The organism is Vibrio tapetis subsp. quintayensis, assembly GCF_030409945.1.
Lineage (GTDB): Bacteria > Pseudomonadota > Gammaproteobacteria > Enterobacterales > Vibrionaceae > Vibrio > Vibrio quintayensis.
Genome location: NZ_JAUFQV010000032.1, coordinates 221,398 through 245,728 on the forward strand (window position 1 = coordinate 221,398; position 24,331 = coordinate 245,728).

Sequence of the window (24,331 nt, forward strand, 5' to 3'; positions counted from 1 at the left end):
GGAAATGTCATGGCGATGACTCTTGAACAACTTAATGCCGTTGTAGAAACCGTTGATAAAGGCAGTTTTAAACAAGCCAGTTACCGGTTAGGCAAGCACACTTCAACCGTTAGCGGGCTCATTGCTAACCTCGAAGCAGAACTTGGGTTGACCTTATTTGAACGCAAACCTCGCTCTCTCGACATTACCCCTCATGGACTTGAGTTATATGACTATGCGGTTTCAGTAACCCGGGAATGCGAGCATCTTGATATCAAGGCCAGTAGCCTTTTAGAGGGACTGCCGACTACCTTGTCCATCGCGGTCGATGCCACAGTACAAGGACCAGAAGTTGCCAAAGTCCTCACCCAGTTGATGGAAAAATTTCCGGCATTGGAGTTAAAAGTTCTGACCTGCGACCCAATGCAAGTACGCAGCAATGTACTGACTCACCAAGCTGACATTGGTTTCGGCGTTAATTTATTCTCTGGCAATCATGAACTGACGCTTGCCGATGGATTTAGCTTTAACGTGGTTTGCATTGCCTCACCCACGTTGAACGTAAAAGAACAAATAGTCAGTCTAGATAAGATCCGTGGCCAAAAACAAGTGGCCGCTTTGTTCATGAAATAACTCGGACAAACCGATACGCACAACCTCAGTAATCACGTGCTTTACAGTAACGACTTGCGTAGCTCACTCGAGCTGGTGAAACACTCTTCAACATGGGCATTACTTCCTGAGTTCTTGTGTAAAGCTGCCATTGATAAAGGCGAAGTAGACCGTTTTTATATCAGCCTGACGGCTTCTAAGCGGCCTAATCAGTGGACGACAGAAGCGTGTTGGTTATCAGCAAAGCCTAAAAATGCAGCAATGGATTTTTTCTTAGAAAAAGTGACTCAGCTACCTAATTGTTAATCACATTCTATCGGCGCTTTATGTCAACAAAGCGTAAAACCTAAGCGTTAGGTGCAGCCAGCAAACCCTAGATCACAAAATAGGAAAAGGCACTTTATCTAACTAGCCCTTTTATAATACAATAAGTCATATAGTCGAGTTCACGGATAATCCGATGACTCGTTCACTCTGAATTGTAAAAGGGTTCATATGAGTACAGATAAATCATTCGATGCCATTAAGGCCATGAAATTAGAAAACGATACTTCAGCTGGTAACTTAGTTGATTTGCTTCCAATCGAAGTACAAAAGCGCGATTTCGATTTGGATTTTTTAGATAACTTATCAGAAGCTCGTCCTCGCCTTCTTATTCAATCTGATGACTTGGCGGAATTCAAGGCGAAAGTAAACGCTGACAATTCACATTGCATGTTCGATGATTTCTTCAATAACTCGACTAAGAAATTCCTTGATACTGCTCCGTATGCAGAGCCACAACCATACCCAGAAGAAACGGTAGGCAAAGCGTCATTGTGGCGTCCTTACTGGCGTCAAATGTACGTTGATTGCCAAATGGCGATGAACGCAACGCGTAACCTAGCGATTGCAGGTATCGTGAAAGACGATGAAGATCTGATTGCAAAAGCAAAAGCCTGGACTCTACAACTGGCTTCTTACGATCCAGACGGCGTAACATCTCGTGGTTACAACGATGAAGCGGCTTTCCGCGTTATCGCAGCGATGGCATGGGGTTATGATTGGTTACACGGTCACTTTAATGAGGAAGAACTCGCAACGGTTCGTCACGCGCTTGTTACTCGCCTTGATGAAATCATGCACCACCTGAAAGTGACGGTTGATCTACTGAACAACCCACTAAACAGCCACGGTGTTCGTTCAATTTCTTCAGCTATCATCCCTACATGTATTGCGCTATACCATGACCACCCGAAAGCGGGCGAGTACATTGCATACGCACTAGAATACTACGCGGTACACTACCCACCATGGGGCGGTGAAGATGGCGGTTGGGCTGAAGGCCCGGACTACTGGAACACACAAACTGCATTCCTAGGCGAAGCGTTTGACCTGCTGAAAGCATACTGTGGCGTAGACATGTTCAACAAAACATTCTACGAAAACACCGGTGATTTCCCACTTTACTGCATGCCTGTTCACTCTAAGCGCGCGAGCTTTTGTGACCAGTCTTCAATTGGTGATTTCCCAGGCCTTAAACTGGCATACAACATTAAACACTACGCAGGTGTTAACCAAAAGCCAGAGTACGTTTGGTACTACAACCAACTGAAAGGACGTGATACTGAAGCGCACACGAAATTCTACAACTTCGGTTGGTGGGACTTCGGTTACGACGATCTTCGCTTCAACATCCTTTGGGATGCACCAGAAGAGAAAGCGCCGTCAAACGATCCACTGTTGAAAGTATTCCCTATCACAGGTTGGGCTGCATTCCACAACAAGATGACTGAACGCGAAGAACACATCCACATGGTATTTAAGTGTTCTCCATTTGGCTCTATCAGCCACTCGCACGGTGACCAAAACGCTTTCACACTGCACGCGTTTGGTGAAACACTGGCGTCTATCACTGGTTACTACGGTGGTTTCGGTGTAGACATGCACACGAAATGGCGTCGTCACACGTTCTCTAAAAACCTGCCTCTATTCGGTGGCAAAGGCCAATACGGCGAGAACAAGAACACAGGCTACGAAGGCCACCAAGATCGCTTCTGTATTGAAGCTGGCGGCAACATCTCTGACTACGATACTGAATCTGACGTTAAGATGGTTGAAGGTGATGCAACGGCTTCGTACAAATACTTCGTACCAGAAATCGAATCTTACAAGCGTAAGATCTGGTTTGTACAAGGTAAAGTATTCGTAATGCAAGACAAGGCAACGCTTTCTGAAGAGAAAGACATGACTTGGTTAATGCACACGACTTACGCGAATGAAGTGGCAGACAAGTCATTCACTATCCGTGGTGAAAACGCACACCTAGACGTAAACTTCATCAATGCATCTCAAGACAACATTACATCAGTGAAGAATGTTGAAGGGTTCGGCGACGTAGACCCGTACGAGTTCCAAGATTTGGAAATCCACCGTCACGTTGAAGTTGAATTCAAACCGTCTAAAGAGCACGACATCCTGACTCTGCTTGTTCCTAATAAGAACAACGGCGAGCAAGTTGAAGTGTCTCACAAGTTAGTAGGCAATACGCTTGAACTAACCGTAGACGGCGAAACGGTGACTATCGAGCTTTAATAACCGCTTATTCGGTGACTAACATTTAGGCCCAACCTATGTAGGTTGGGCCTTTTTTATTACCCTCACTGAAATTTCTTCGTCAACACCTTGCCAGCAAACGCCAAGTAACCCAGTATTGAAGTAACCACACAATGGAATCAGCACATCATGCTCAATATGGACTTCTCTCAACGATTGGTTATTCCAACGAAAAGTGAACCATGGCAACCAAGCCCTGCGAACGGGGTGTGGCGAAAACCACTCGAACGTGAAGCCAAAGAATCGGGCCACACCACGAGCATTGTAAAATACGAAGCAGGCTGTGCTTTTTCTAGTCATCCCCACCCTTTTGGCGAAGAGATCTACGTCATCGAGGGTGTATTTTCAGATGAACATGGCGACTACCCTGCAGGCACTTACTTAAGAAATCCTCCTAATAGCCATCATGCTCCTTTTAGCAAGCAAGGCTGCACTATCTTTGTGAAGCTCAACCAGTTCAGTCTAGGCGACTCCAAAGAAGTGCGCATTAATACTCTTGAAACAAGCTGGCGCGACGGGATCGGTGGGTTAAAAGTAATGCCTTTGCATAGTTTTGACACTGAGCAAGTAGCCTTGGTCAAGTGGCCTAAAAATGAAACGTTCCAACCCCATTCTCATTTTGGTGGTGAAGAAATACTGGTTCTGTCAGGCACGTTTCAAGATGAACACGGCAGTTACCCAACAAGCACTTGGATTCGTAGCCCAGATAACAGCGTCCACCACCCGTTTGTTACGGAAGAAACCACGATCCTTGTAAAAACAGGGCATTTGGGCGTTTAAATTTCGGCGCACCAAAGTCAATTCGACCAAGTGATAGCGTTCTTGTTCCACCTATTAGTTGCGTTTCCTAGTCAACCGTAAGCGCTTCCAGAAGTTCGAGAGCTACGAATTTAAAACCGTTAACTGGGTAGGTATTTCAGCGGCCGCCGCGCAAACAGCGTAAGGGACAACAATGACCTCATTACTGATAAAAAACGCCAAACTTCAACACAAAGACGGTTTATTCCAGATCTTGGTAGAAGACGGTCAATTCAAAACCGTTTGTGATAACGCAGTAACGCTAGAACACAACGGCGAAGTACTCGACGCGGAGTGTGGCCTAGCCATTGCCCCGTTTTGTGAACCCCACGTACACCTAGATACGACTCAAACGGCAGGTGAACCAAGCTGGAACATCTCAGGCACATTATTTGAAGGCATCGAGCGTTGGTCAGAGCGCAAACAAACCCTTTCAATAGAAGACGTAAAAACGCGCGCCATGCAAACCCTTAAATGGCAAATTGCTAACGGTATTCAGCATGTGCGTACTCACGTAGATGTCTCCGATCCGACGCTTGTCGCGCTAAAAGCCATGATTGAAGTGCGCGAAGAAATGAAGGAGTGGGTCGATATTCAAATCGTCGCGTTCCCACAAGAAGGCATCTTGTCTTATCCAAATGGCAAAGAACTGCTGGAAGAAGCCGTGCAGCTCGGCGCTGACGTCATTGGTGCCATCCCTCACTTCGAATTCACCCGTGAATACGGCATTGAGTCTTTGCATTATGTGTTCGAACTGGCGCAAAAATACGACCGCTTGATAGATGTACACTGTGACGAGATTGATGATGAACAATCGCGCTTTGTCGAAACCCTTGCCGCGCTGGCGCACAAGTTCAACATTGGTGACAGGGTAACAGCCAGCCACACAACAGCGATGCACTCTTACAATGGCGCCTACGCTTCGCGCTTGTTCCGTTTATTAAAAATGTCTGGCATTAGCTTTGTTGCTAACCCATTGGTCAACATCCATCTACAGGGCCGTTTCGACGACTACCCAAAACGCCGTGGTGTAACACGCGTAAAAGAGATGCTAGCCGCCGACATTAACGTCTGCTTTGGTCACGACGATGTATTTGACCCATGGTATCCACTAGGTACCGCTAACATGCTTCAAGTGCTGCACATGGGGCTACATGTATGCCAAGTCATGGGTTACGACCAAATCAACCAATCGCTTGACCTGATCAGCACTAACTCTGCTCGTACACTGAACATTCAAGACCGTTACGGTATTGAAGAAGGCAAACCGGGCAGCTTAATCATTCTGCCGGCTGAAAATGGTTTCGATGCCGTTCGTCGCCAAACGCCAGTGCGCTACTCTATCCGCCACGGTAAAGTCATTGCTGAAACGAAGCCTGCACAAACGCAGATTTGTTTGGGTGAGACTGAGGAAGTGGATTTTAGGAGATAGGCTACAGGCTACAGGCTACAGGCTACAGGCTACAGGCTACAGGCTACAGGCTACAGGCTACAGGCTACAGGCACAAAAGACTAAAAGAGCTGGTACTTGAGTGCCAGCTTTTTCGTTTGATACTAAGGACTTACTCAAGAGATAATACGTTAATAATAGATATTTCCCATTTCAAAGCAGTAACGCTAGTATATAGAGGCTTTCTGCCCTGCTATTGGGATAAGATGGTCTTTAGGAGCACTTTGAAGGCTCTTTTCTTTTTTGGAGCAATACATGTCACTGAGCAAAACTAAAACATCATTCTATCGACGTATTTTCATAGCACACTTAATAGACAACGGCTTTAATACCCTACCCAAAATTCAAGACGAAATCATAATTCCTCGTAGAACGGCCCAAGACACCATCGCAGCGCTTGAAGAATTAGATATTGATTGCCAATTCACTGGCGCACTAAAAAACGGCCACTACCAGATTGTCTCTTGGGGGCCGTTTAATAAAACATGGGTCAACGAGAATATCGCTCACATTAGAGCAGCGCTAGGCTATTAGGCTGTACCACGCTATGTTCGCATGAGGTGAGCAATCAAGAATACGGCTGCCTGATAATCGTCTTTAGGTTTTCAGGCTTTGTGCGGCGAAAATCCGAAAGGTAGATCTCGTGGTGCTTACCTGCTAATTGGTTCCCATTACTTTCGATGAAACGATGCACTCGCTCAACCGTTGGTCCTTCTTCCGAAAATGGGCCAATGTGCATCGTTTGTGCGCAAGAGCCTTCCGTGAAGGCTTCAAAGCGGAGCTTATCCACTGAAGCCAGCTTTTTCTTAGTACGCACTTGCTCAATCGCTTCACCAACCAGTGCTTTCGTAATGTAACTTGGCTGCATGATCATCAAGGTCCACTTCCAGTTGGCTTTGTTATCTGCAATAAAATCGGCCATATCATCAGCCCACCAAAGGCCTTCTAATGGCAATACGCCGTAATCAACCGCGATGTCTCCTTTCTTAATCATAAACTTGAGGGTATAAGAAACCGAGTAGAGCGCTTCTATGGCGATACCAAACGATTCAGAACCTGGTTCGCCCAAGCCATCTATCATTAAAAAGTTCATTTCAGGAACATCCACCGCCACCTCATTTTTTGCCGATGGACGGTATAAGTGCTTTAGTTCTTTTTTAAAATCGATTTTAGACATAGCGCCACCTAAGAAAATGAGATTAACGTCATTTTAGCATGGCTTACTTCGCAGAGCTCTCGGTAAGCTTCAGCTTTCCAAAGCTCAACCTTCATCGCTCGAACCTAATGCCATCAATTGCTTATTGCCATGACAGTTCACGACAAATAAAGACAAAAAACCGACAGACATGTCTGTTTTTTTTACTTTATTCTCAACAACGTACATCTGAAATATAGGATGTTATCTTGAAGCTTTTCTCAGCGTCAATCCTGTCACCGTGAGTATTGGCCATATCATTTAACCGCCGACTCAGGCTCAAGGTTAGATTTAGGCTCGCAATTAAATTTATTAAAAATGAGAAACAAGCCTATTGGTCACTAAGCATTGATTTAGCAATTGTAAGGAAAGAAAATGACAGCACCCAACAGCGACTGTTTGGCCTTTGACCATTCGATGATCCAAAAATCTAATGGCGATTTTCTACCACCCTCTGTATGCAGTACCAACATCGGTAACTGGCTTAAAAAACTCCAAAGTGCATTTGGTAAAAAGCAGGCCAGCCGAGCAATTCCTTATATTCAAAAAGGCATCGATACGATTTATTCGGAACTTGAGGCGATGCGCTATCGGCTCTACCAAAAATCAAGTAAAAGCTACGGCTATGGTGTAGCCGACATCACAGACGAGCCACTATGGATCATTCTTGTAGGCCAAGTCAGTCGCAATTTTTCAAGTATCGTGAAAATTGTGCATCCAAGCAAAACCCCTAATGAAGCGATACGTTCGAAGCACATCAACCGCACTTTTTCGAGTTTTTTTGAGCAAAAAAGAACCTTATTGCAACATTTACAAGGCGGCATCGCCAAGAGCGGTGAGCTAGGTCGACTACAGGCACAAATTTTAGATGGTCAAGTTGAATCACTGAAAAAAGCTTACGATACCCACGAACACCTTGACGAAAATATCTGGCTTATCCTCAACGACTGTCATAAAAAACAGCAATTACTACAAATGAGCCGAGGCGCGGGCAAAACATCAACCGCAGAAGCAAAAGGCAGCATCAAAGATGGCTCTGCGGTAATGGATGTAAGTGGAGAGCTGTTCTCAGAAGCAAAGATCAAATTTGAGAAAACGTGGGACTTTGGAGCCATGCGAAATGAGCTTGAAGCCACCATGAGTGTCGGCGCCAAGCTTTCGTATCAAGATAAGGCGCACATTAACTTAGGTACCGGTGGCGGTGCAACCTACAAAAAGGGCACGCCGGGTAAAGCTGAAATTGGTAATGTTTCTATGGCTGGAGTCAACACCAGCCTACCAAAACAAACCAACTTCAGTGACGCTGAACTAGAAAACAGAAATGGATTTGTACCCATCCAACTCATCCCAGGTGTGGATATTGGTATTGATGCTTTCCTTGCTATTGAGGCTGGGCTAAAAGTCACCGTCACCCACCAACTAACCATCGGCCAGATCATGTCGATGAAAAACGAAGCAGAGCTATTTGTTGGTGCCGAAGTCAAAGGGCAAATTAAAGGCGGTATCAATACCAGCAACATCATGGGGGCCGATGAAGTGTTTGTTGGATCCATTAGTGGTGGTGCCTTCATTGGAGCCAAAGCCAAAGGCTCTAGCACCGTAACATTCATGGCGCGAGGCATTAATGCAGTTTCTGCTCAAGTCAGTGGTGCAGTATCTGCAGGCGCTGGGATCAACGGAACAGTAGAATCAATTGTTCGTCGCTCTGGTGACATCAAATTCCGCATGGCTGCAGGCGCAACGGCGGGCATTGGGGCAGACGTCGATTTCAACACAACAGTAAACCCAATGTTGTTCAAGGTGATTTTATGGGATCATCTTGCTCACTACTTCACCACCCAAGCTTACCAAGATCGTACTAACGCCAAGATGGACTTCAAAGTGAACTGTATAGTGCTCACTCGCTGTGATGACAAACTGGTAAGTTACCTGAATCAAATTCGTTGCGATTACAACACACTGGCAGAAATGCTTTGGCGCTTACCTGCTGACGCACACACCAGTGTTGTCGCTGGTGTATCCGTGTTACACGACCCGATCGTCAAACCAAGCGATGCCAGCATTCAGCAACACCTTACTTCGGTTGGCGTTGCCGACGATGAATACCTTTACGACGAGGATGAAATGACCAATGCAGAGCTTGGCATCGTTCATGGTGCTCAAACACTGCAATCACAAAACAAAACAGAGAAGCAGGCGAAGAAAGCACAATCAAAAGGCAAACGACTGAAAAGAAAACTCAAAGGCCTCTTGGTACTTCCACCTCAACCCGAATCGAAGCAGGCCGCTTAACACCGCATTAAAAGAAATTGCTCTTGTCGTCACGCTATTGGCGACAAGAGCTAACCATTACTAGCCTTATTTTTTCCGTACACCTCATCAATATACGCATTCACCACTGACAATTCCCGAAAGTAACCATACATAGCGATGCTAGTAATTTCGTCATCTGTACAGTATTTAGGGTCTTTAACCATCGCTTCTACGATATGAGTGCTTGATAACAGAGTAAACGGAGGGCAGTCTACAAAGCCATGATCGCGAGCGATGCTCTTTTGCCTTTGATGTTCGAAGATTTGGCCGGGGATAACAAAAATTAAACCAATAACCAATAAAATAGCTAAAAGCTTCCCCATACGACCAGAGCCATCTTTGCCAAGTATGTGAGTCCAAATAATAAACAAAAGCAAAAATGGCATCGTAATTAGGCCGCATATTCCTATCATATAGGTTGGATCAACATAAACTATCTGATAATTGGCGGCCAATTGGATTTGCATCGTCTCCAACGTAAGGTATTCATTAAGCCTAAAAGCAGCAAAATAGCTCAAACCAACGCATATCATCATAACCAATGAGACGTGTAGGACATGCATGACTTTTTTAATCACTTAGCACTTCCTTACCGAACACTTCATCTACATACGCATTCACCGCAGGCAATTCCCGAAAGTAACCGTACATAGCGATACTGGTGATTTCGTCATCAGTACAATATTGCGGATCTTTCACCATGGCTTCAACGATGTGAGTACTTGAAAGCAACGTGAACGGAGGGCACCCGACAAAGCCATGATCGCGAGCGATACTCTTTTGCCTTTGGTGTTCTAAGATTTGGCCGGGAACTGCTAAAGCTAATGCTATCAATGTCGAAACTGCTGCGAGCTTAACTGAAATACCTAAGCTATCTTTTCCGAAAAATTGAGACTTACCAATACACCAAATTATAAAAGGGAAACAAATAATGGAACCGATCCAAATAACATATGTAGGGTCGATAAAGACGATCTGATAATTTAGTTCTATTTGAGTTACTAATGTTTCATATTGATGATATTCATCAAGTCTAAATACAGAAAAAACCACCATAAATGATAGGATCAAAATAACAAACATAAAATTAAGTATGTGTTTTATTTTTTCCATTTACAGACCGCCAACTAAGATTGGTGTCATTTGAGATACCGCTCTTTGGGTTTCAACATCACGATTAATCTTGCTAATATCTCCGGATATTGTTTCTTCTATTTTGTGGTTTATTGATTTTATTATTCGTTCCTTATTTAAGTATCTCCCCTCCAAAGTTTCCAGTATTAAACCAGAAACAAAGGCAACGAAGATACCAAGACCAATTGGAAACAATACGACACCAGAAGTTAAAGCAAAACTTCCTACAAAACATCCAAAAAAAGCAGCCAAAGCGGCTTTAACAACATCAGAACCCACATGCACTATCCAATTGGTTACCGAATAGTTTTTCGTCAATGCCAGTTCCAATGTTCGAAACACCACTGAGTAAACCACCGTAATAAATACACCAGCTTTTGCTGAAGCTCTCATACCTGCCTTGCCAATTCCCAATGCAATCATCTTCGCATTATTCGACAAATAACGAGTGCCTTTTACTAGGCTTCTCAGTTTATGGTTGCCTTTAAATTTGATGTAGCTTTGGTTGCCATTTTGAACGACCTCATATTTACTTAAAATCGAACCGCCTTTTTCAAGTCTTCGGCTAATAGATAGAAATCTTTGAAATCATGCATTGCACTGCCATTAGAGGCGACGAAACCTGTAAGCCCTAATACCACTGCCTTGGCATCAATTTGTGACTCACTCAGCCCTTGCTTTTTCTGGGTTGCGACCCATAGTGCAGAGAATCCTTTCGCTTCCAATACGTACATATCAACTTCTTGTACATCCGCGCTTTTTAAGCAAGCGTCGCGCTGGGATTTTTTCCTTTTACTCAAACATTGAAATCTAGAATTTTGCACTGTCTTTTCCCTAAAAATGGCCGTTCACTAAAATAACTTCCGTCATTCTAGGGAACAACCACCGGGCTTGCTGCACAAGGTTTTGTAACTGCGCGGCACTTCTCTCGTCTATGAAACTGACAAATTGATCGATTACTCATCGTTAGCTCATGGAGCTGGCTACCCCCTGCTTTTTGTCTCTTAATGCCGTCAGCTTCGGTGCAAACACGATGACTAAAATCCCGGCTAGAATCAGCAATGACGCCAGCGTTTGCATCAGGCTCATGGTTTCTTCAAACACGACGTAGCCGCCAATTAAACCAAACACAGGCACCAATAAAGTAAGAGGGGTGGCTGTGCTCATTGGGTATTTCACAAGTAATTTATTCCATACCCAATAGCCAAACAGTGTGGTTGGGTAGGCTTGAAATATCACCGAAAACGATACTTGCCAATTCCATGCTTCTATCGAGTCAGTGAGCACTGCTGGGCCATGAAGAAATACCGCCAAACCGAGTAAAGGCACAGGGGCAAACAACATGCCCCACAAGCTAAAGGCAAAGACTTGAGTCGTGCCCGATTTTTTCACTATCGTACTCACCACACTCCAAGACAATGCGGCCGTCAGAATAAGCATCACACCAGAAAGTGTCGCGGTTCCATTCGTTGCTATCAATGCGGTAACCAGCCCCATCAACGCCAATACGAAACCGGCTAATTTAACGGGCGTTATTGATTCCTTAAACACCAGTGCGCCAATGGTCAGGCCGAAAAGTACATTCACTTGTAGTAAAACTGCTGCCATGCCAACGGTGAGGCCTTCGGTGACAGACCACGATGCCATGCCCCATACACCAAGGCCAAAGACCACGCCATAACTGATCAGATATCGCCAAGGTACATCCGGTTTCTTCACAAAGAAGACCAATGGAATGGCTGCTAAGGTAAAGCGCATCGCTGTAACCACTAAAGGGTTAACTTCACTGACACCAAGCTTGATCACCGCAAAGTTAATCCCCCATATAAACATGACGAACAACCCTAATGCTAAATCCTTGTTACTCATTGCTCTCTCCTTTCATCATTCTAAAACTGGCTAAATTATGAGTAGTATTCCGCAATGAGTGCAGATACAATTTTAGGATAAAAAAAGGGTACAGTTTAAAAAAGTCGGAGTAAGGAGAAGCGTATGCGCTATATGGATTTGGCTGAGAAGTACATCAATGAGATCCAATTAGGAAATATGATGGCGGCCACCAAGATGCCATCATTAAGGAAGTTTTCAAAACTGCACTCCGTTAGCATGTCGACCACCTTAAATTGCTATCAGCACTTAGAATCGTTAGGCTGGATAATCGCTAAGCCGCAATCTGGGTACTTTGTCTCAAATAAGTTAAACGCCTACCAGCAACCTACTTTGGTCTCGTTCGAAAGCCAACTATCAGAGCCTCGCCAGCATACCGTTCATCAATTGTTTGGATCGAATCAAACCCGATCAGGCCCTTTAGGGGTTTCTCGCATTCAACCCGACCCAGAATTAATGAAAGCCATGGAGCAGTGCTTTCGTCGCGCAAACAAACGCATGCACAATCGCTTTAATGAATACCCTACCCCTCAAGGTGAGCCACTGCTGAGAGATACATTGGTACGGCATTTCTCTCAATACGATTTTCACTTCGGTGCTCAAGATTTAGTGATCACCAATGGGTGTATGGGCGCCATCAAAACCGCTATCGAAATCTGCTCAACGGCGGGAGACGCCATTGCGATTTGCTCACCGTGTTTCAGCGGTTTACTGGATCTACTGGCTGCTATGTCTCGTAAGATCGTCGAGATCCCATCCATTTCATCGGGTATCGACTTAGATCAACTTGAACTGCATATGAAAAATGGCACCATTAAGGCTGGCTTGTTTTGCACCACCCATATGAATCCGCAAGGCATCACCATGTCGCCAGAGCAAAAAATGCGTTTGGCCGATATGGCACGACGTTATGAAACTCCCATTATTGAAGATGATGTATACATTGAATTACCCCATGGGAATACCGTGCCATTACCCGCGAAGTTTTATGACGAATCTGGATATGTCTTATGGTGTGGTTCGATTTCTAAAACGCTGAGCGCATCGTACCGTTTAGGTTGGTGCTTACCTGGTCGCTATAAAGATCAATATCTCAAAATGTTTGCCGCGGGAAGCTATGGTGTTTCAGCACCGATGCAACTCGCAACCGCCGATTACATCGATAGTGGGCAATACACCAAGCACTTAAGAAAAAAGCGATTTGAATTGCTCGCACAAAAGCGCCAGTACATTGAGTATCTTCAGCAGCAGTTGCCCCAAGGTAGCCGTATTAGCGATCCCGCTGGAGGCTTAGTTCTTTGGCTACAGATCCCAAACCTAGACAGCGTTCAATTGCTTGAGCAGGCCAACCTTCATGGTCTCGACATCCGTAATGGTGATATTTTTAGCTCCCTGCCCCTTTACCAAGATTGCGTGCGACTCAACATCGGATACCCTCTATACAACCCAGACCATACACCAAGCGAAGCCTGCAAGGACATCGACACTTTAGTTTCATTGCTAGATTCAAAATAATCTCCTGCTGCATCCAAGATAATCTCTTTCTACCAAGTAAGTCATGACTCATTATAAAAAGTAATGAGTCACACCTTAGCCATAAATCTTTCATCTTTCTGACATTTACAAGTAACCCCACTGACACAAATCTTCGCCAACATAGCATCAAACGAAACAAACGAAGTCTCGTTCGAAACCAACAATCAGTAAATTCCGTGAAAATTCATCCAAAAGGAAACGATGATGAAAAAGCTATGGCTAGCAGGGTTACTTTCTGCAACTGTTTCAGGCACTACTTTCGCAGCAACAGAAGTTACATGGTGGCACGCAATGGGCGGTCAACTTGGAGAAACGGTTAACAAAATCGCCAAGGACTTTAACGCCTCTCAAACAGAATACAAACTCACGCCTGTTTATAAAGGCTCTTACACTGAAACTTTAACCGCAGGCATTGCCGCGTATCGTGGTGGTGAAGCACCGAACATTCTTCAAGTGTTTGACGCAGGCGCTGCAACGATCATGAATGCACCAGGCGTCGCAACACCCGTTCAAGATATTCTTGTTAATGCCGGTTACTCATTCGACTCTCAAGATTACTTAGCTGGTGTTCGTAATTTCTATGCTGACAGCGACGGCAAAATGGTCGGTATGCCATTTAATAGCTCAACTCCGGTTCTTTACTACAACAAAGACATTTTAGCGAAAGTGGGTGTAAGTGCGCCAAAAACCTATGAAGAGCTTGAAGCGGCGGCGAAAAAGCTAAAATCGCAAGGTTACATGACCTTCTCTCAATCTCTGACTCCTTGGATTATGTTTGAGAACTTTAAGTCTCGTCATAACTTACCCGTGGCTGACCAAAACAATGGCTACGATGGCCTATCGACTAAGATCATGTTCAATACCAAAGACATGATGATGCACGTAAGCAAACTCAAAGAATGGTCAGATTTAGGTTACTACAAATATTACGGCAGCGATTGGGACGCGAACCAAACGCCATTTGAGCGTGAGAAAGTCGCAATGTGGATGGGTTCGTCAGGCTCTTTCGGTGGCTTACGTAATCGCGTTAAGTTCGAACTTGGTACGACTTACCTCCCGTACTGGGAATCAGTGAATCCTGATGCGGGCCTCACGTTCATCGGTGGCGCAGCTTTGTTTGCTCTTGGCGGCCATGATAAGGCACAAGATAACGGCGTTGCAGCCTTCTTCGAATACCTAACCCAACCAGAAACACAAGTTTACTGGCACAAAACAACGGGGTATGTACCTGTAACCAATGCCGCGTATGACCTAGCGAAACAGTCTGGCTACTACAAAGAGCAGCCCGATGCAGAAGTGGGTGTAAAACAACTTAGCTTGAAATCAGGTGAATGGACGAAGGGCTACCGCTTAGGTTACTACCCTCAAATCCGTGAAGTGATGCACCGTGAATTCGACAACATCTTTGCAGGCCGCACGAGTGTAGAAAACGGCTTAGACAAAGTTGAAGACGAAAGCACTAAGTTACTGAAACGCTTCGCACGCACAGTGAACTAAAGCTAACTTTTGTCACTGAATATACGCCGGCTGATACCTCACTTTTCAGTAATCGGTTGGCGTTTATTTCGGCTCTTGCAACATTGATGATTTCCCTTTCGTGTACCCACTTTGTTTATCAAAAAGTGCTGTTATCGCGATGTCCTGCAATGAAATCCAGCATCAATTTGCGCCTTTATTTACCACTATTGGATGAATCTCGTGGAACGTCGCCAGCAATTTTTTCACTCTCCATTACCTTATTTTTTCTTAGCACCGCAGATCATTATTATCGCCATATTTTTCATTTACCCAGCAGCTAAAGCAGTGTACTTGTCGTTTATGTTGGAAGATCCATGGGGCATATCGTCTACGTTTGTTTGGTTTGAAAATTACCAAATGTTATTTGAATCCAGTGAATACATTGAGTCTATTGGTTTCACGTTAATGTTCGCATTTGTGGTTTCTTTTCTCTCGCTCGCCCTTGCCCTGTTATTGGCCGTGAAAGCCGACAACATCATTCACGGCAAAGGGCCGTACAAAGTCACGCTAACTTGGGTTTATGCCGTAGCGCCCGCCATTGCAGGCATCATTGGCAGCTTTTTGTTCAACCCACACATTGGCGTGCTAACCGACTTTTTCGCCTACGTGGGTTGGGACTTTAGTTTTCAAACCGATCCGGTCGATGCCACTTTAGCCCTTGTTTTGGTGTCGGTTTGGAAGCAAGTGTCGGTGAATTTTATCTATTTCCTTGCTGGGCTTCAGTCGATCTCTTATGCCGTCAAAGAAGCCGCGATGCTCGATTGTGTCAGCGATAATAAGCGCTTTTGGACCATCACTTTTCCGCTGCTCGCACCAACAGGGTTCTTTCTATTAGTCATCAACTTGACGTACGCATTTTTCGAAACATTTGGGGTCATCGACACCATGACCAACGGCGGGCCCGGCGGTTCAACCACCTCGCTCGTTTACAAAGTGTATCGCGATGGATTCGTAGGGGCCGATTTAGGCGGCAGTTCGGCTCAGTCGGTCGTATTACTGCTCTTGGTATTAACCCTGACTTTCATCCAGTTCCGCGTCGTTGAAAAGCGTGTGCACTATTAATTTCGAAAGGACAAAATAATAATGAAGAGCAACCGACTCTCTGACCACTTGATTTTAATCACTGGTGCGTTGTTTATGTTGATCCCCATCTGGCTGATTTTCGCCAGCTCAACGCACAATCCAAATACCATCGTAAGTGAGGGCCTGCAATGGTTACCTGGCGATAATTTCTCTGCCATTTACCATGAAGCCTGGAACACCAGCCTAGGGTTCAATGACGATGTAAACGCTCAAACGATGATCATCAACTCTATGATCATGGGCCTTGGTTTTGCCTTCGGAAAAATCGTTATTTCTATGATGGCCGCTTACGCCTTGGTTTATTTTCGCCTCCCTTACGCCACCGCGTGGTTCTGGCTGATTTTTGTCACCTTATTGCTACCGTTAGAAGTGCGAATCATCCCGTCTTATGAGGTGGTTTCAAGTCTAGGTATGCTTAATAGCTACACAGGGTTAATTCTGCCGTTAATTGCATCCGCGACCGCGACGTTCTTCTTTAGGCAGTTCTTTAAAACGATTCCAGATGAACTGTTAGAAGCCGCACAATTAGATAATGCAGGGCCATTTCGCTTCCTAATCGACATCTTATTACCGCTCTCTAAAACCATGATTGCTGCCATCTTTATCATCATGTTTGTCGTGGGGTGGAACCAGTATCTCTGGCCAATCATGATGACCACCGATGAGAGCTACAACACCATCGTGATGGGCATTAAACAAGTATTGAATAACATTAATGAAACCAGTTTACCGCGTTATGACTATGCGTTTGCCATGGTAATTTTGGCTATGTTTCCGCCTATTTTGGTGGTTGTCGTGTTCCAACGTTGGTTTGTAAAAGGATTAGTAGAAAGTGAAAAATAACGCCATCAAAAATAAGCAAAACAACGTCACCCACATGAATAATGCAAGCAGCCAAAAGGACCGTACCATGTTGGATATTCGTAATCTCATAAAAACTTATGAGAATGGCCACCAAGCGGTAAAAGGCGTTAGCCTAGACATCAAAAAGGGCGAGTTTATTGTTCTGGTGGGGCCGTCTGGTTGTGGAAAGTCATCCATTTTACGCTCGATAGCAGGGCTAGAAAGTATCTCCGGTGGCGAGATTCATTTAGGCAATAGGCGTGTAGATACAGAAAAACCAGCACGACGAGATATCGCGATGGTATTTCAAAACTACGCACTGTACCCACACATGAGCGTGTACGACAATTTGGCTTACGGCCTAAAAAACCGCAACGTCAACAAACAAGACATTCAAGCCAAGATTGAAAAAGTCGCAAAAACGCTAAAAATTGAAGATTACCTTGACCGAAAGCCATCCAAATTATCTGGCGGACAACGTCAACGTGTTGCCATGGGCCGAGCCATTGTTCGAGATCCACAGCTGTTTCTGTTTGATGAACCTTTATCCAACTTAGACGCTTCTCTTAGAGCCCATATGCGCCTAGAGATCAAAAAGTTGCAACGCAAACTTGGCGTCACCAGTGTTTACGTTACCCACGACCAAGTAGAAGCCATGACCCTTGCCGATCGCATAGTGGTGCTCAACCAAGGTGAAATTGAGCAAGTCGGCACGCCTGCACAAGTTTACCATCAGCCAGCCAGTACTTTTGTGGCCAGCTTTATTGGTAGCCCAGCGATGAATTTTATCTCAGCACGATTAGAAAATGGCCGCCTAGAAGTCGCAGGCCAGCCGTTTTATCTCTCTCAATATGCCCATATCGAAGCCTGTAACGTCACTGTAGGTGTTCGCCCAGAGCACGCCGAGATTGCGCCAACAGCGGAAGCCTCTGACCCCACAACAATGCATGAACTGGCACTAACTCTGAAATTAAATATCAGCGTTGTAGAACCTCTTGGGCCAAACCAACTGGTGCATGGCAAAGTAAGTGGCAATGCATTTATCGCCGTTACGCCAGAAATCGAGTTAGACCAAACTCAGCCTCTGACGCTGACGGTCGCCCACAGTAATCTGCACATCTTTGACGAACAAGGAAAGCGCTTAGGTTCGCATCATCGCGATGTTGAATTACACAAACAAGCCATTGCTTAATTAGGACAAGACCGTGAGTTTATCTTCAAGACAAAAAGCCATACTGACCTATCTTGAGCAAGCGCACGGCGTGTTATCGAGTACCTTGCTATCAGAAAGGTTTTCAGTGTCGGTACAAACCATACGCAAAGACATGAACGACTTGAGCGACAAGGGCATGGTTAGGCGAGTGCACGGCGGGATATCCCTGCCAAGTGCTAACGATAACCTGTCGTTCACCAATCGAGAGGTTCTTAACTTGTCGGCCAAGCAATGCATCGCACAAAGCGTGGTACAAGAGCTCCCCGAGGGTACCAGTATTTTCCTTGGAATTGGCACCACGCCAAAACACGTGGCACAAGCATTATTAGATCACCCCGGCTTAACCGTTGTCACTAACAACATCAATGCAGCGTTGATGTTAAGCCGAAATCCAAACATCGCGGTGCACTTAGCTGGCGGTGATGTTAGGCCGTCCGATGAAGACACTGTTGGTGAGTCTGCCACGGCTTTTTATCGTCAATTCAATATAAAAATTGGCATCTTTGGTGTTGGAGGGCTGGGAGAAAAGGGGCAGCTACTTGATTTTACGCCGGAAGAGTCCCATTTAACACGAGCCATCATTGAGCAAAGCCAGCAAACTTGGCTAGTATTGGATAAAACCAAACTCGGCCGATACGGGCCAGTAGTCAGTGGTAAACTCAATGAAATACAACGCATGTTTGTAGACAAATCATCAAACACTATTGAACAGCTTTGCCTGACAAATCAGGTTGAATTAGTCTGCGCCAGTGAACAACAAGAACAGCATAAGGAAACACTATGCCTCTAATCGTCGGTCATCGTGGGGTTGCAGGTACGCACCCAGAGAACACCAAAGCCAGTATTAACCAAGCCATATCCTTAGGGTTAAAATGGATTGAGATAGACGTGCAACCAACCAAAGATGATGTGTTGGTGGTTTGTCATGATCATACACTAGAGCGATGCAGTAATGGCAAAGGCCGAGTCGATGAACACACCTTAGCTGAATTGGAAGCCTTAGATTTCGGTCGATGGTTTGCAGCAGATTTTGCACACGAACCGATTTTAACGTTAGCCGAATTGTTAACTCATGCTAGCCAACATTCATTGCACATCAATATTGAAGTAAAAATTGACCGCCACGATCCTGCGCACGTTGTCACCTTACTCACAGCAGAGCTAGAACGCGCTAACATCAATCGTGATTTGATTTTAATTTCGAGTTTTAGCCACGATGTGGTCAAACAGCTTGCCGAAAAATGTGGCGAGTACCGACTTGGCGTTATTTCCGATGAACTCAGTGATGGAGACTGCATCCTGCTTGCGCAAGTTAACGCGTTTAGCTGCCACCTCTATTACAAAAACACCACTCAAGAGACCGTCACCAAATTAAAAGGTTTAGGGTATCAAGTGTGGTGTTATACGGTTAACGAGCCGACCAGCTTCCCGCTACTTAATGACGTAGACGCAATTTTCACTGATTATCCAACTCGTTTTTTGTAGTCGCTTTAGGCATCACCTTAGGGCAGCAGAAAAACGACTACATGCACTTAATTTGACAAACTCGGCTTGCTAACCACTTTGTCCGGTCTAAATGCACTTATTTGCCCACGATTAGTCATGTCAGCTTCAACTAAGCTGTACATGGCACGTCTGTAATTATGGATTTGATCAGGCGCGGTCGGATTATAACCGTCGTTTTTTCCGTTAACGTGGTCATGGTAGAACGCCCAGTAGTTATTCGCCCAGTGAACCACTGAACCGTGATTAGTTCCTGCTTGACCAAATGGGTGTACTAAAATTCCCCTCTGATCAAAGTTATGCAGTGGGTTATTATTGTTCCAAGCGACTGCATGTTTGATCTGATAGCCTCCAGGGTAAGGCCAACTTGCCGGAGCCGTAACACTTGCCCATTGCAACCACACGTCATTTCCTACTTTATAAGCATGCGGCCCTTCCAAATAGCTACCAGGTTCTAATCCAAGATCAAGCGGGTTGTATATATAATCGAAGTTAGCATCTATTTTGGCAGCCCAAATGGCTTTATTGCCACCACCACCATTCTTCGCATAAAAAATATACCACTGAGTGCCTATTTTGATAACTGATGGATCAAAGACATGATCAAAGTTATTGTTGGTCGAGATAGGATTTTCTCTTGCAACAAATGGCCCTTCAGGTGAATTAGACACAGCGACACCAATGGTTTGGTGGCTGTTATCTTGGCGAACACTTGGGAAGAACATGTAGTATTTTCCATCATCTCCTTTTACCACATCGGCGGCCCACATAGTTGCACTGTGACCCCAACCCTCCGCTGATTTTCGCGCCCAAGGCACATCTTTCTGACGCAGTACCAGCCCATGTTTTTCCCACGAACTTTGATTGAGTGCCGTATCGATTGATGAAAAAACTTGGTATCCAGGCATACAGAAACCCGTATTAGCCCAAGGAGAGTAAGCGTGCTTTTGCAGTTTATCGGAGCGAATCTGGCAGAGCTCTTTACTGTCTGTAGAGGTGTAGACGTACAACTTCCCGTCAAATACTTTCGCCGTTGGATCCGCTGATCCCACCGGATGCCACTGATTAAAGTGCGGGTTGCTACCACCATCCCAGATCAAATTTGGAGCCCAAGCTTCAGGAAGCAACGTTCTGTTTCTAAGCGTTTCCGCATACGCGCTCGTGATCACCATAGGCGCAATAACCACTGATAAAATAAGGCTCTTATAACTAAAAGAGCGACTGTTTGTGATGTTCATTACTTAATTCGTCCTTGTATTTCATGTTGTAAAGATAAGTACTTCGAAAAGAAACCTGCACAATAAATGAGCAGCCAACTTGAAGTGAGTAAAGTTCACATCTTGCTATAAATAAAGAACGACATTGCATAAACAAAGACATTATCACAATTAACAAAAAACATAATCAGATAAACAAATTACAGGGAAGATATATTAACTTTATCTATTTCAGTTATAAAAAATCACAAACAAAGCCAATAACACCAAGTAATAATCATTAAAAATCAAAAGGTTAAATCAAAAGGTTAAATCACAAAATAACCAATTTAAATTGATAAGCCAACAGAACCACAAAAATAGATGGTGTAATTTTTAGTCCATATTACATTTCCTACCATCTAACTTAGACAAATAAAATAGCACGCAAGTATAATTACAGTTAACACTTAATTCGTGTTAACTGTAATATAATTAAATATTATTTATTTCACAAAAATTAGTACACTAAAATACGTCTTTTAGTTTTGCATACAATTTTCGGTAAGTCACTCTCTTCGTTTTGTAGTGCTGTTGCAACGCTTGGTTCGGCTCGTGCCTCTGAACAAGTTCTGGTACTGGACACACCTCCTTCACCGTTGCTGATTCATCCACGCCTAGAATAGCGAGCCGAGCCGCCCCTAAAGCAGGGCCAACATCTCCGCCTTTTCTATACACTAACGGTAATCCGACGATATCCGCCAGCATTTGTCGCCAGTACTCACTTCTCGCTCCGCCACCAATCAGTGAAACCTCATCAGGAACCATTTTTGTGTCATGTAGTGCGTCAAACCCGTCCGCAAACGCGAATCCGACCCCCTCAAGTACAGACAAAGCAAGTTCATTACGGGACGTAGTGTGTGTCATACCAAAAAATACACCCTTGGCATTTGGATCATTATGAGGGGTACGTTCACCCGATAAGTAAGGGAGAAAAATGACAATGGAATGTTGGTCTACGTCTTTCTCTACGCTTGAGATCATCTCTCCCACATCATCAAACCCGGTCAACTCCGCAACCCATGTTAGACATGATGCCGCACTCAAAATAACAGACATGGTATGCCACGTGTTTGGAAGCGCATGACAAAAACTGTGCAAAGCCGATTCCGGATTAGAAACAAAACCATCACTTACCACGAAATAAACACCTGAAGTACCTAACGATAACATCGCTTGGCCAGGTTCCGTTAACCCAACCCCGATGGCACCGGCGGCATTGTCACCCCCGCCGGCAATCACAGGAACACAAGACATACCCCATTTATGCGCGACGTCTTCACTCAAAGTCCCTGTTACGTCGCTGCCTTCATAAAGCGTTGGCATGTTCTCTCTTGTTAATCCGGTCGCACGTAATAACGTATCACTCCAATCGCGCGCTTTAACATCCAGCCAAGCAGTACCAGCTGAATCAGACATTTCGGATGCACAGTCACCCGTCATTTTAAAGCGCAAATAATCTTTAGGAAGCAGCACCTTATCAATTTTTCTAAACAATTCCGGCTCGTAGTTTTCGACCCACTTTAATTTCGGAGCAGTAAAGCCCGGCATCATAATATTGCCCGTAATGTCACGGCAGTTTTGTACTTCTTTCTCGATCTGTTTGCACTCTTCTTCGCAACGGCCATCATTCCATAGAATCGCAGGCCTGATGACATTTCCGGTGTTATCAAGCAAGGTCGCTCCGTGCATTTGCCCTGATAAACCAATGGCTTTAACCATAGATAAATCAAATTCTTTTCCTAGTTCTTCTATGCATTGGCAAGTTGCTTGCCACCAATCGGCAGGATCTTGCTCCGACCACAGTGGCTTTAACCGAGACACCGACAATTCGGCTGTTTTTGTACCCATTATTTCGCCAGCTCTGGACATAATGATTGATTTAACACCTGAAGTGCCTAAGTCAATTCCGATATACATAACATAACCTCTATTGATTGCGATTCGACAGACCACGGGGCTAAAACCGCAGGGGAAATGTCGGTGGACGCTTTTTCTGATTATTCAATACTAATCCACTGCACCCTTTATACAATTACGTTATTTAACAGTGAGTTTCACTCATTTATTGAATGGGCGAGAGATCACACCCTGTATGGAGTCTTCGCTGCTACAATCCTAAAATAACAATGGGGCTGACAAAGTTAACAATAAGGATATTATGAATAGAAGATATCGTATTACTCTGCTCTTCAATGCCAATAAAGTCTATGACCGACAAGTAATTGAAGGCATCGGTGAATATTTGCAGGCTTCTCAGTGTGAATGGGATATCTTTCTAGAAGAAGATTTCGTAACTCACCTAGATAACTTTAAAAATTGGACAGGAGATGGGATCATTGCGGATTTTGATAGCCCAGAGATTCAAGCTCTACTTTCTGAATCTGACATTCCTGTTATCGGCGTTGGCGGGTCATACACCAACAAAGAAGACTACCCTCCTGTTCCGTACGTAGCCACCGACAACGAAGCTTTGATCGAATTAGGCTTTCAACACCTAAAAGAAAAAGGGTTGGAACATTTCGCGTTTTACGGTATCCCGCACGACCCGGCAAAACGCTGGGCGTTGGAACGAGAACTCGCCTTTAAAAAAATCGTTGAGCGTGAGGGGTATGCTAGCGCTATCTATCGAGGAAAAGAAACCAGCCCACAAACATGGCAATATGACATGAATAGGCTTGCTGACTGGCTGCAGCGCTTACCGACACCAACCGGAATCATTGCGGTAACCGACTCTCGTGCTCGTCACCTCCTGCAAACCTGTGAACAGCTAGGTATCATGGTGCCAGACAAAGTATCCGTAATAGGTATAGATAACGAAGAGCTGGCTCGTTACCTTACCCGCGTGTCACTCAGCTCGGTAGGTCAAGGCTGTAAAGATATGGGGTATCGAGCGGCGAAAATGCTGCATAAACTGCTAGATAATCAACATAAGGAACCTGCATCATCAAGCCAAAACAACACGTTTGCGCGGGTCTTGATCCCACCGACTAAAGTCTTTGAGAGACAAAGTACTGACTTCCAAGCATTAAAAGACCCATACGTAATACAAGCAATGCACTTTATTCGCCATAATGCTTGTAAAGGCATTAAGGTCGATCAAGTTCTGGATAATGTAGGAATATCACGCTCCAACATGGAAGCTCGCTTCAGAGAAGAACGTAACCATTCAATTCACCAGGAAATCCACAACTCTAAACTAAAAAGAGCCTGTTCATTATTGCAAGGTACATCATTACCCATCTTGGAAATCGCCGAGTTATGCGGTTACCCGTCTTTGCAATACATGTACACCGTATTTAAGAAAAACCTCGAACAAACCCCTAAAGACTACCGTGAAGCATCTCGTTCTAACGGGGATAATTAACCTCTCACAATAAAAAAGAAACCAAACAACCTAAAACAAAAAATGGCCC

The 24,331-nt window shown here is 44.7% G+C and carries 23 protein-coding genes; 15 read left to right on the top strand and 8 right to left on the bottom strand.

Annotated elements, in window-relative coordinates:
- The first annotated feature begins 9 nt into the window (after positions 1-9).
- From QWZ04_RS16645 to QWZ04_RS16670, 6 genes are all read left to right on the top strand, one after another.
- Positions 10-612 carry a LysR family transcriptional regulator gene (locus tag QWZ04_RS16645; RefSeq protein ID WP_290329379.1) on the top strand — a complete coding sequence of 201 codons (603 nt, stop codon included), beginning with the start codon at positions 10-12 and terminating at the stop codon, positions 610-612.
- A gap of 54 nt (positions 613-666) precedes the next feature.
- The gene (locus QWZ04_RS16650; RefSeq protein WP_290329380.1) at positions 667-897 is read left to right on the top strand and encodes a hypothetical protein; all 231 of its coding nucleotides are present in this window, start codon (positions 667-669) and stop codon (positions 895-897) included.
- A gap of 189 nt (positions 898-1,086) precedes the next feature.
- Positions 1,087-3,165, top strand: coding sequence for a DUF4962 domain-containing protein (locus tag QWZ04_RS16655; RefSeq protein WP_290329381.1), 2,079 nt, complete (start codon positions 1,087-1,089; stop codon positions 3,163-3,165).
- A gap of 150 nt (positions 3,166-3,315) precedes the next feature.
- Positions 3,316-3,966: a cupin domain-containing protein gene (locus QWZ04_RS16660; RefSeq protein ID WP_290329382.1), complete on the top strand. Its 651-nt coding sequence runs from the start codon at positions 3,316-3,318 to the stop codon at positions 3,964-3,966.
- 172 nt (positions 3,967-4,138) lie between these two features.
- On the top strand, positions 4,139-5,416 hold the full coding sequence (locus QWZ04_RS16665; protein ID WP_290329383.1) for a cytosine deaminase: 1,278 nt from the start codon (positions 4,139-4,141) through the stop codon (positions 5,414-5,416).
- A gap of 273 nt (positions 5,417-5,689) precedes the next feature.
- Positions 5,690-5,968, top strand: coding sequence for a helix-turn-helix domain-containing protein (locus QWZ04_RS16670; protein WP_290329384.1), 279 nt, complete (start codon positions 5,690-5,692; stop codon positions 5,966-5,968).
- A gap of 34 nt (positions 5,969-6,002) precedes the next feature.
- Here the strand turns inward: QWZ04_RS16670 and QWZ04_RS16675 are convergent, their stop codons facing one another.
- Positions 6,003-6,611: a GyrI-like domain-containing protein gene (locus QWZ04_RS16675; RefSeq protein WP_290329385.1), complete on the bottom strand. Its 609-nt coding sequence runs from the start codon at positions 6,609-6,611 to the stop codon at positions 6,003-6,005.
- A gap of 393 nt (positions 6,612-7,004) precedes the next feature.
- Here QWZ04_RS16675 and QWZ04_RS16680 point away from each other — a divergent pair, with 393 nt between their 5' ends.
- Complete coding sequence (locus QWZ04_RS16680; protein WP_290329386.1) at positions 7,005-8,921, top strand: hypothetical protein; 1,917 nt, start codon at positions 7,005-7,007, stop codon at positions 8,919-8,921.
- A 50-nt stretch (positions 8,922-8,971) separates the two neighbouring features.
- Here the strand turns inward: QWZ04_RS16680 and QWZ04_RS16685 are convergent, their stop codons facing one another.
- The 5 genes from QWZ04_RS16685 to QWZ04_RS16705 all read right to left on the bottom strand — a co-directional run bounded on the left by QWZ04_RS16685 (position 8,972) and on the right by QWZ04_RS16705 (position 11,945).
- On the bottom strand, positions 8,972-9,520 hold the full coding sequence (locus QWZ04_RS16685) for a hypothetical protein (protein ID WP_290329387.1): 549 nt from the start codon (positions 9,518-9,520) through the stop codon (positions 8,972-8,974).
- The gene (locus QWZ04_RS16690) at positions 9,513-10,055 is read right to left on the bottom strand and encodes a hypothetical protein (protein WP_290329388.1); all 543 of its coding nucleotides are present in this window, start codon (positions 10,053-10,055) and stop codon (positions 9,513-9,515) included. Before QWZ04_RS16690 ends, QWZ04_RS16685 begins: the two co-directional genes overlap by 8 nt.
- A complete protein-coding gene (locus tag QWZ04_RS16695) occupies positions 10,056-10,517 on the bottom strand; it encodes a hypothetical protein (RefSeq protein ID WP_290329389.1) in 462 nt (153 codons plus the stop codon). It abuts the gene before it with no gap.
- A 92-nt stretch (positions 10,518-10,609) separates the two neighbouring features.
- Positions 10,610-10,900: a hypothetical protein gene (locus QWZ04_RS16700; RefSeq protein WP_290329390.1), complete on the bottom strand. Its 291-nt coding sequence runs from the start codon at positions 10,898-10,900 to the stop codon at positions 10,610-10,612.
- A 142-nt stretch (positions 10,901-11,042) separates the two neighbouring features.
- Positions 11,043-11,945 carry an EamA family transporter gene (locus tag QWZ04_RS16705; RefSeq protein ID WP_290329391.1) on the bottom strand — a complete coding sequence of 301 codons (903 nt, stop codon included), beginning with the start codon at positions 11,943-11,945 and terminating at the stop codon, positions 11,043-11,045.
- Between the two features lie 123 nt (positions 11,946-12,068).
- Here QWZ04_RS16705 and QWZ04_RS16710 point away from each other — a divergent pair, with 123 nt between their 5' ends.
- The 7 genes from QWZ04_RS16710 to QWZ04_RS16740 all read left to right on the top strand — a co-directional run bounded on the left by QWZ04_RS16710 (position 12,069) and on the right by QWZ04_RS16740 (position 19,641).
- Entirely contained in the window at positions 12,069-13,478 is a 1,410-nt protein-coding gene (locus QWZ04_RS16710; protein ID WP_290329392.1) for an aminotransferase-like domain-containing protein, read from the top strand.
- Between the two features lie 225 nt (positions 13,479-13,703).
- On the top strand, positions 13,704-14,996 hold the full coding sequence (locus QWZ04_RS16715; protein WP_290329493.1) for an extracellular solute-binding protein: 1,293 nt from the start codon (positions 13,704-13,706) through the stop codon (positions 14,994-14,996).
- 201 nt (positions 14,997-15,197) lie between these two features.
- Positions 15,198-16,079, top strand: a complete 882-nt coding sequence (locus tag QWZ04_RS16720; RefSeq protein WP_290329393.1) for an ABC transporter permease subunit — start codon at positions 15,198-15,200, stop codon at positions 16,077-16,079.
- A 21-nt stretch (positions 16,080-16,100) separates the two neighbouring features.
- Positions 16,101-16,943 carry a sn-glycerol-3-phosphate ABC transporter permease UgpE gene (gene ugpE / locus QWZ04_RS16725; protein WP_290329394.1) on the top strand — a complete coding sequence of 281 codons (843 nt, stop codon included), beginning with the start codon at positions 16,101-16,103 and terminating at the stop codon, positions 16,941-16,943.
- Between the two features lie 4 nt (positions 16,944-16,947).
- Positions 16,948-18,135, top strand: a complete 1,188-nt coding sequence (ugpC, locus tag QWZ04_RS16730; protein WP_290329494.1) for a sn-glycerol-3-phosphate ABC transporter ATP-binding protein UgpC — start codon at positions 16,948-16,950, stop codon at positions 18,133-18,135.
- Positions 18,136-18,148: 13 nt separating this feature from the next.
- Positions 18,149-18,946, top strand: coding sequence for a DeoR/GlpR family DNA-binding transcription regulator (locus tag QWZ04_RS16735; RefSeq protein WP_290329395.1), 798 nt, complete (start codon positions 18,149-18,151; stop codon positions 18,944-18,946).
- Positions 18,937-19,641 (top strand): glycerophosphodiester phosphodiesterase family protein, encoded by a 705-nt coding sequence (locus tag QWZ04_RS16740; RefSeq protein WP_290329396.1) that lies wholly within the window; start codon positions 18,937-18,939, stop codon positions 19,639-19,641. The genes QWZ04_RS16735 and QWZ04_RS16740 overlap by 10 nt, the downstream gene beginning before the upstream one ends.
- A gap of 47 nt (positions 19,642-19,688) precedes the next feature.
- Here QWZ04_RS16740 and QWZ04_RS16745 read toward each other — a convergent pair whose 3' ends face one another.
- Positions 19,689-20,897 (bottom strand): family 43 glycosylhydrolase, encoded by a 1,209-nt coding sequence (locus QWZ04_RS16745; protein ID WP_290329397.1) that lies wholly within the window; start codon positions 20,895-20,897, stop codon positions 19,689-19,691.
- Between the two features lie 486 nt (positions 20,898-21,383).
- Entirely contained in the window at positions 21,384-22,835 is a 1,452-nt protein-coding gene (gene xylB / locus QWZ04_RS16750) for a xylulokinase (protein ID WP_290329398.1), read from the bottom strand.
- A 241-nt stretch (positions 22,836-23,076) separates the two neighbouring features.
- On the opposite strand from xylB, the gene QWZ04_RS16755 reads away from it, so the two are divergent.
- Positions 23,077-24,282 carry a XylR family transcriptional regulator gene (locus QWZ04_RS16755; RefSeq protein ID WP_290329399.1) on the top strand — a complete coding sequence of 402 codons (1,206 nt, stop codon included), beginning with the start codon at positions 23,077-23,079 and terminating at the stop codon, positions 24,280-24,282.
- Positions 24,283-24,331 lie beyond the last annotated feature (49 nt).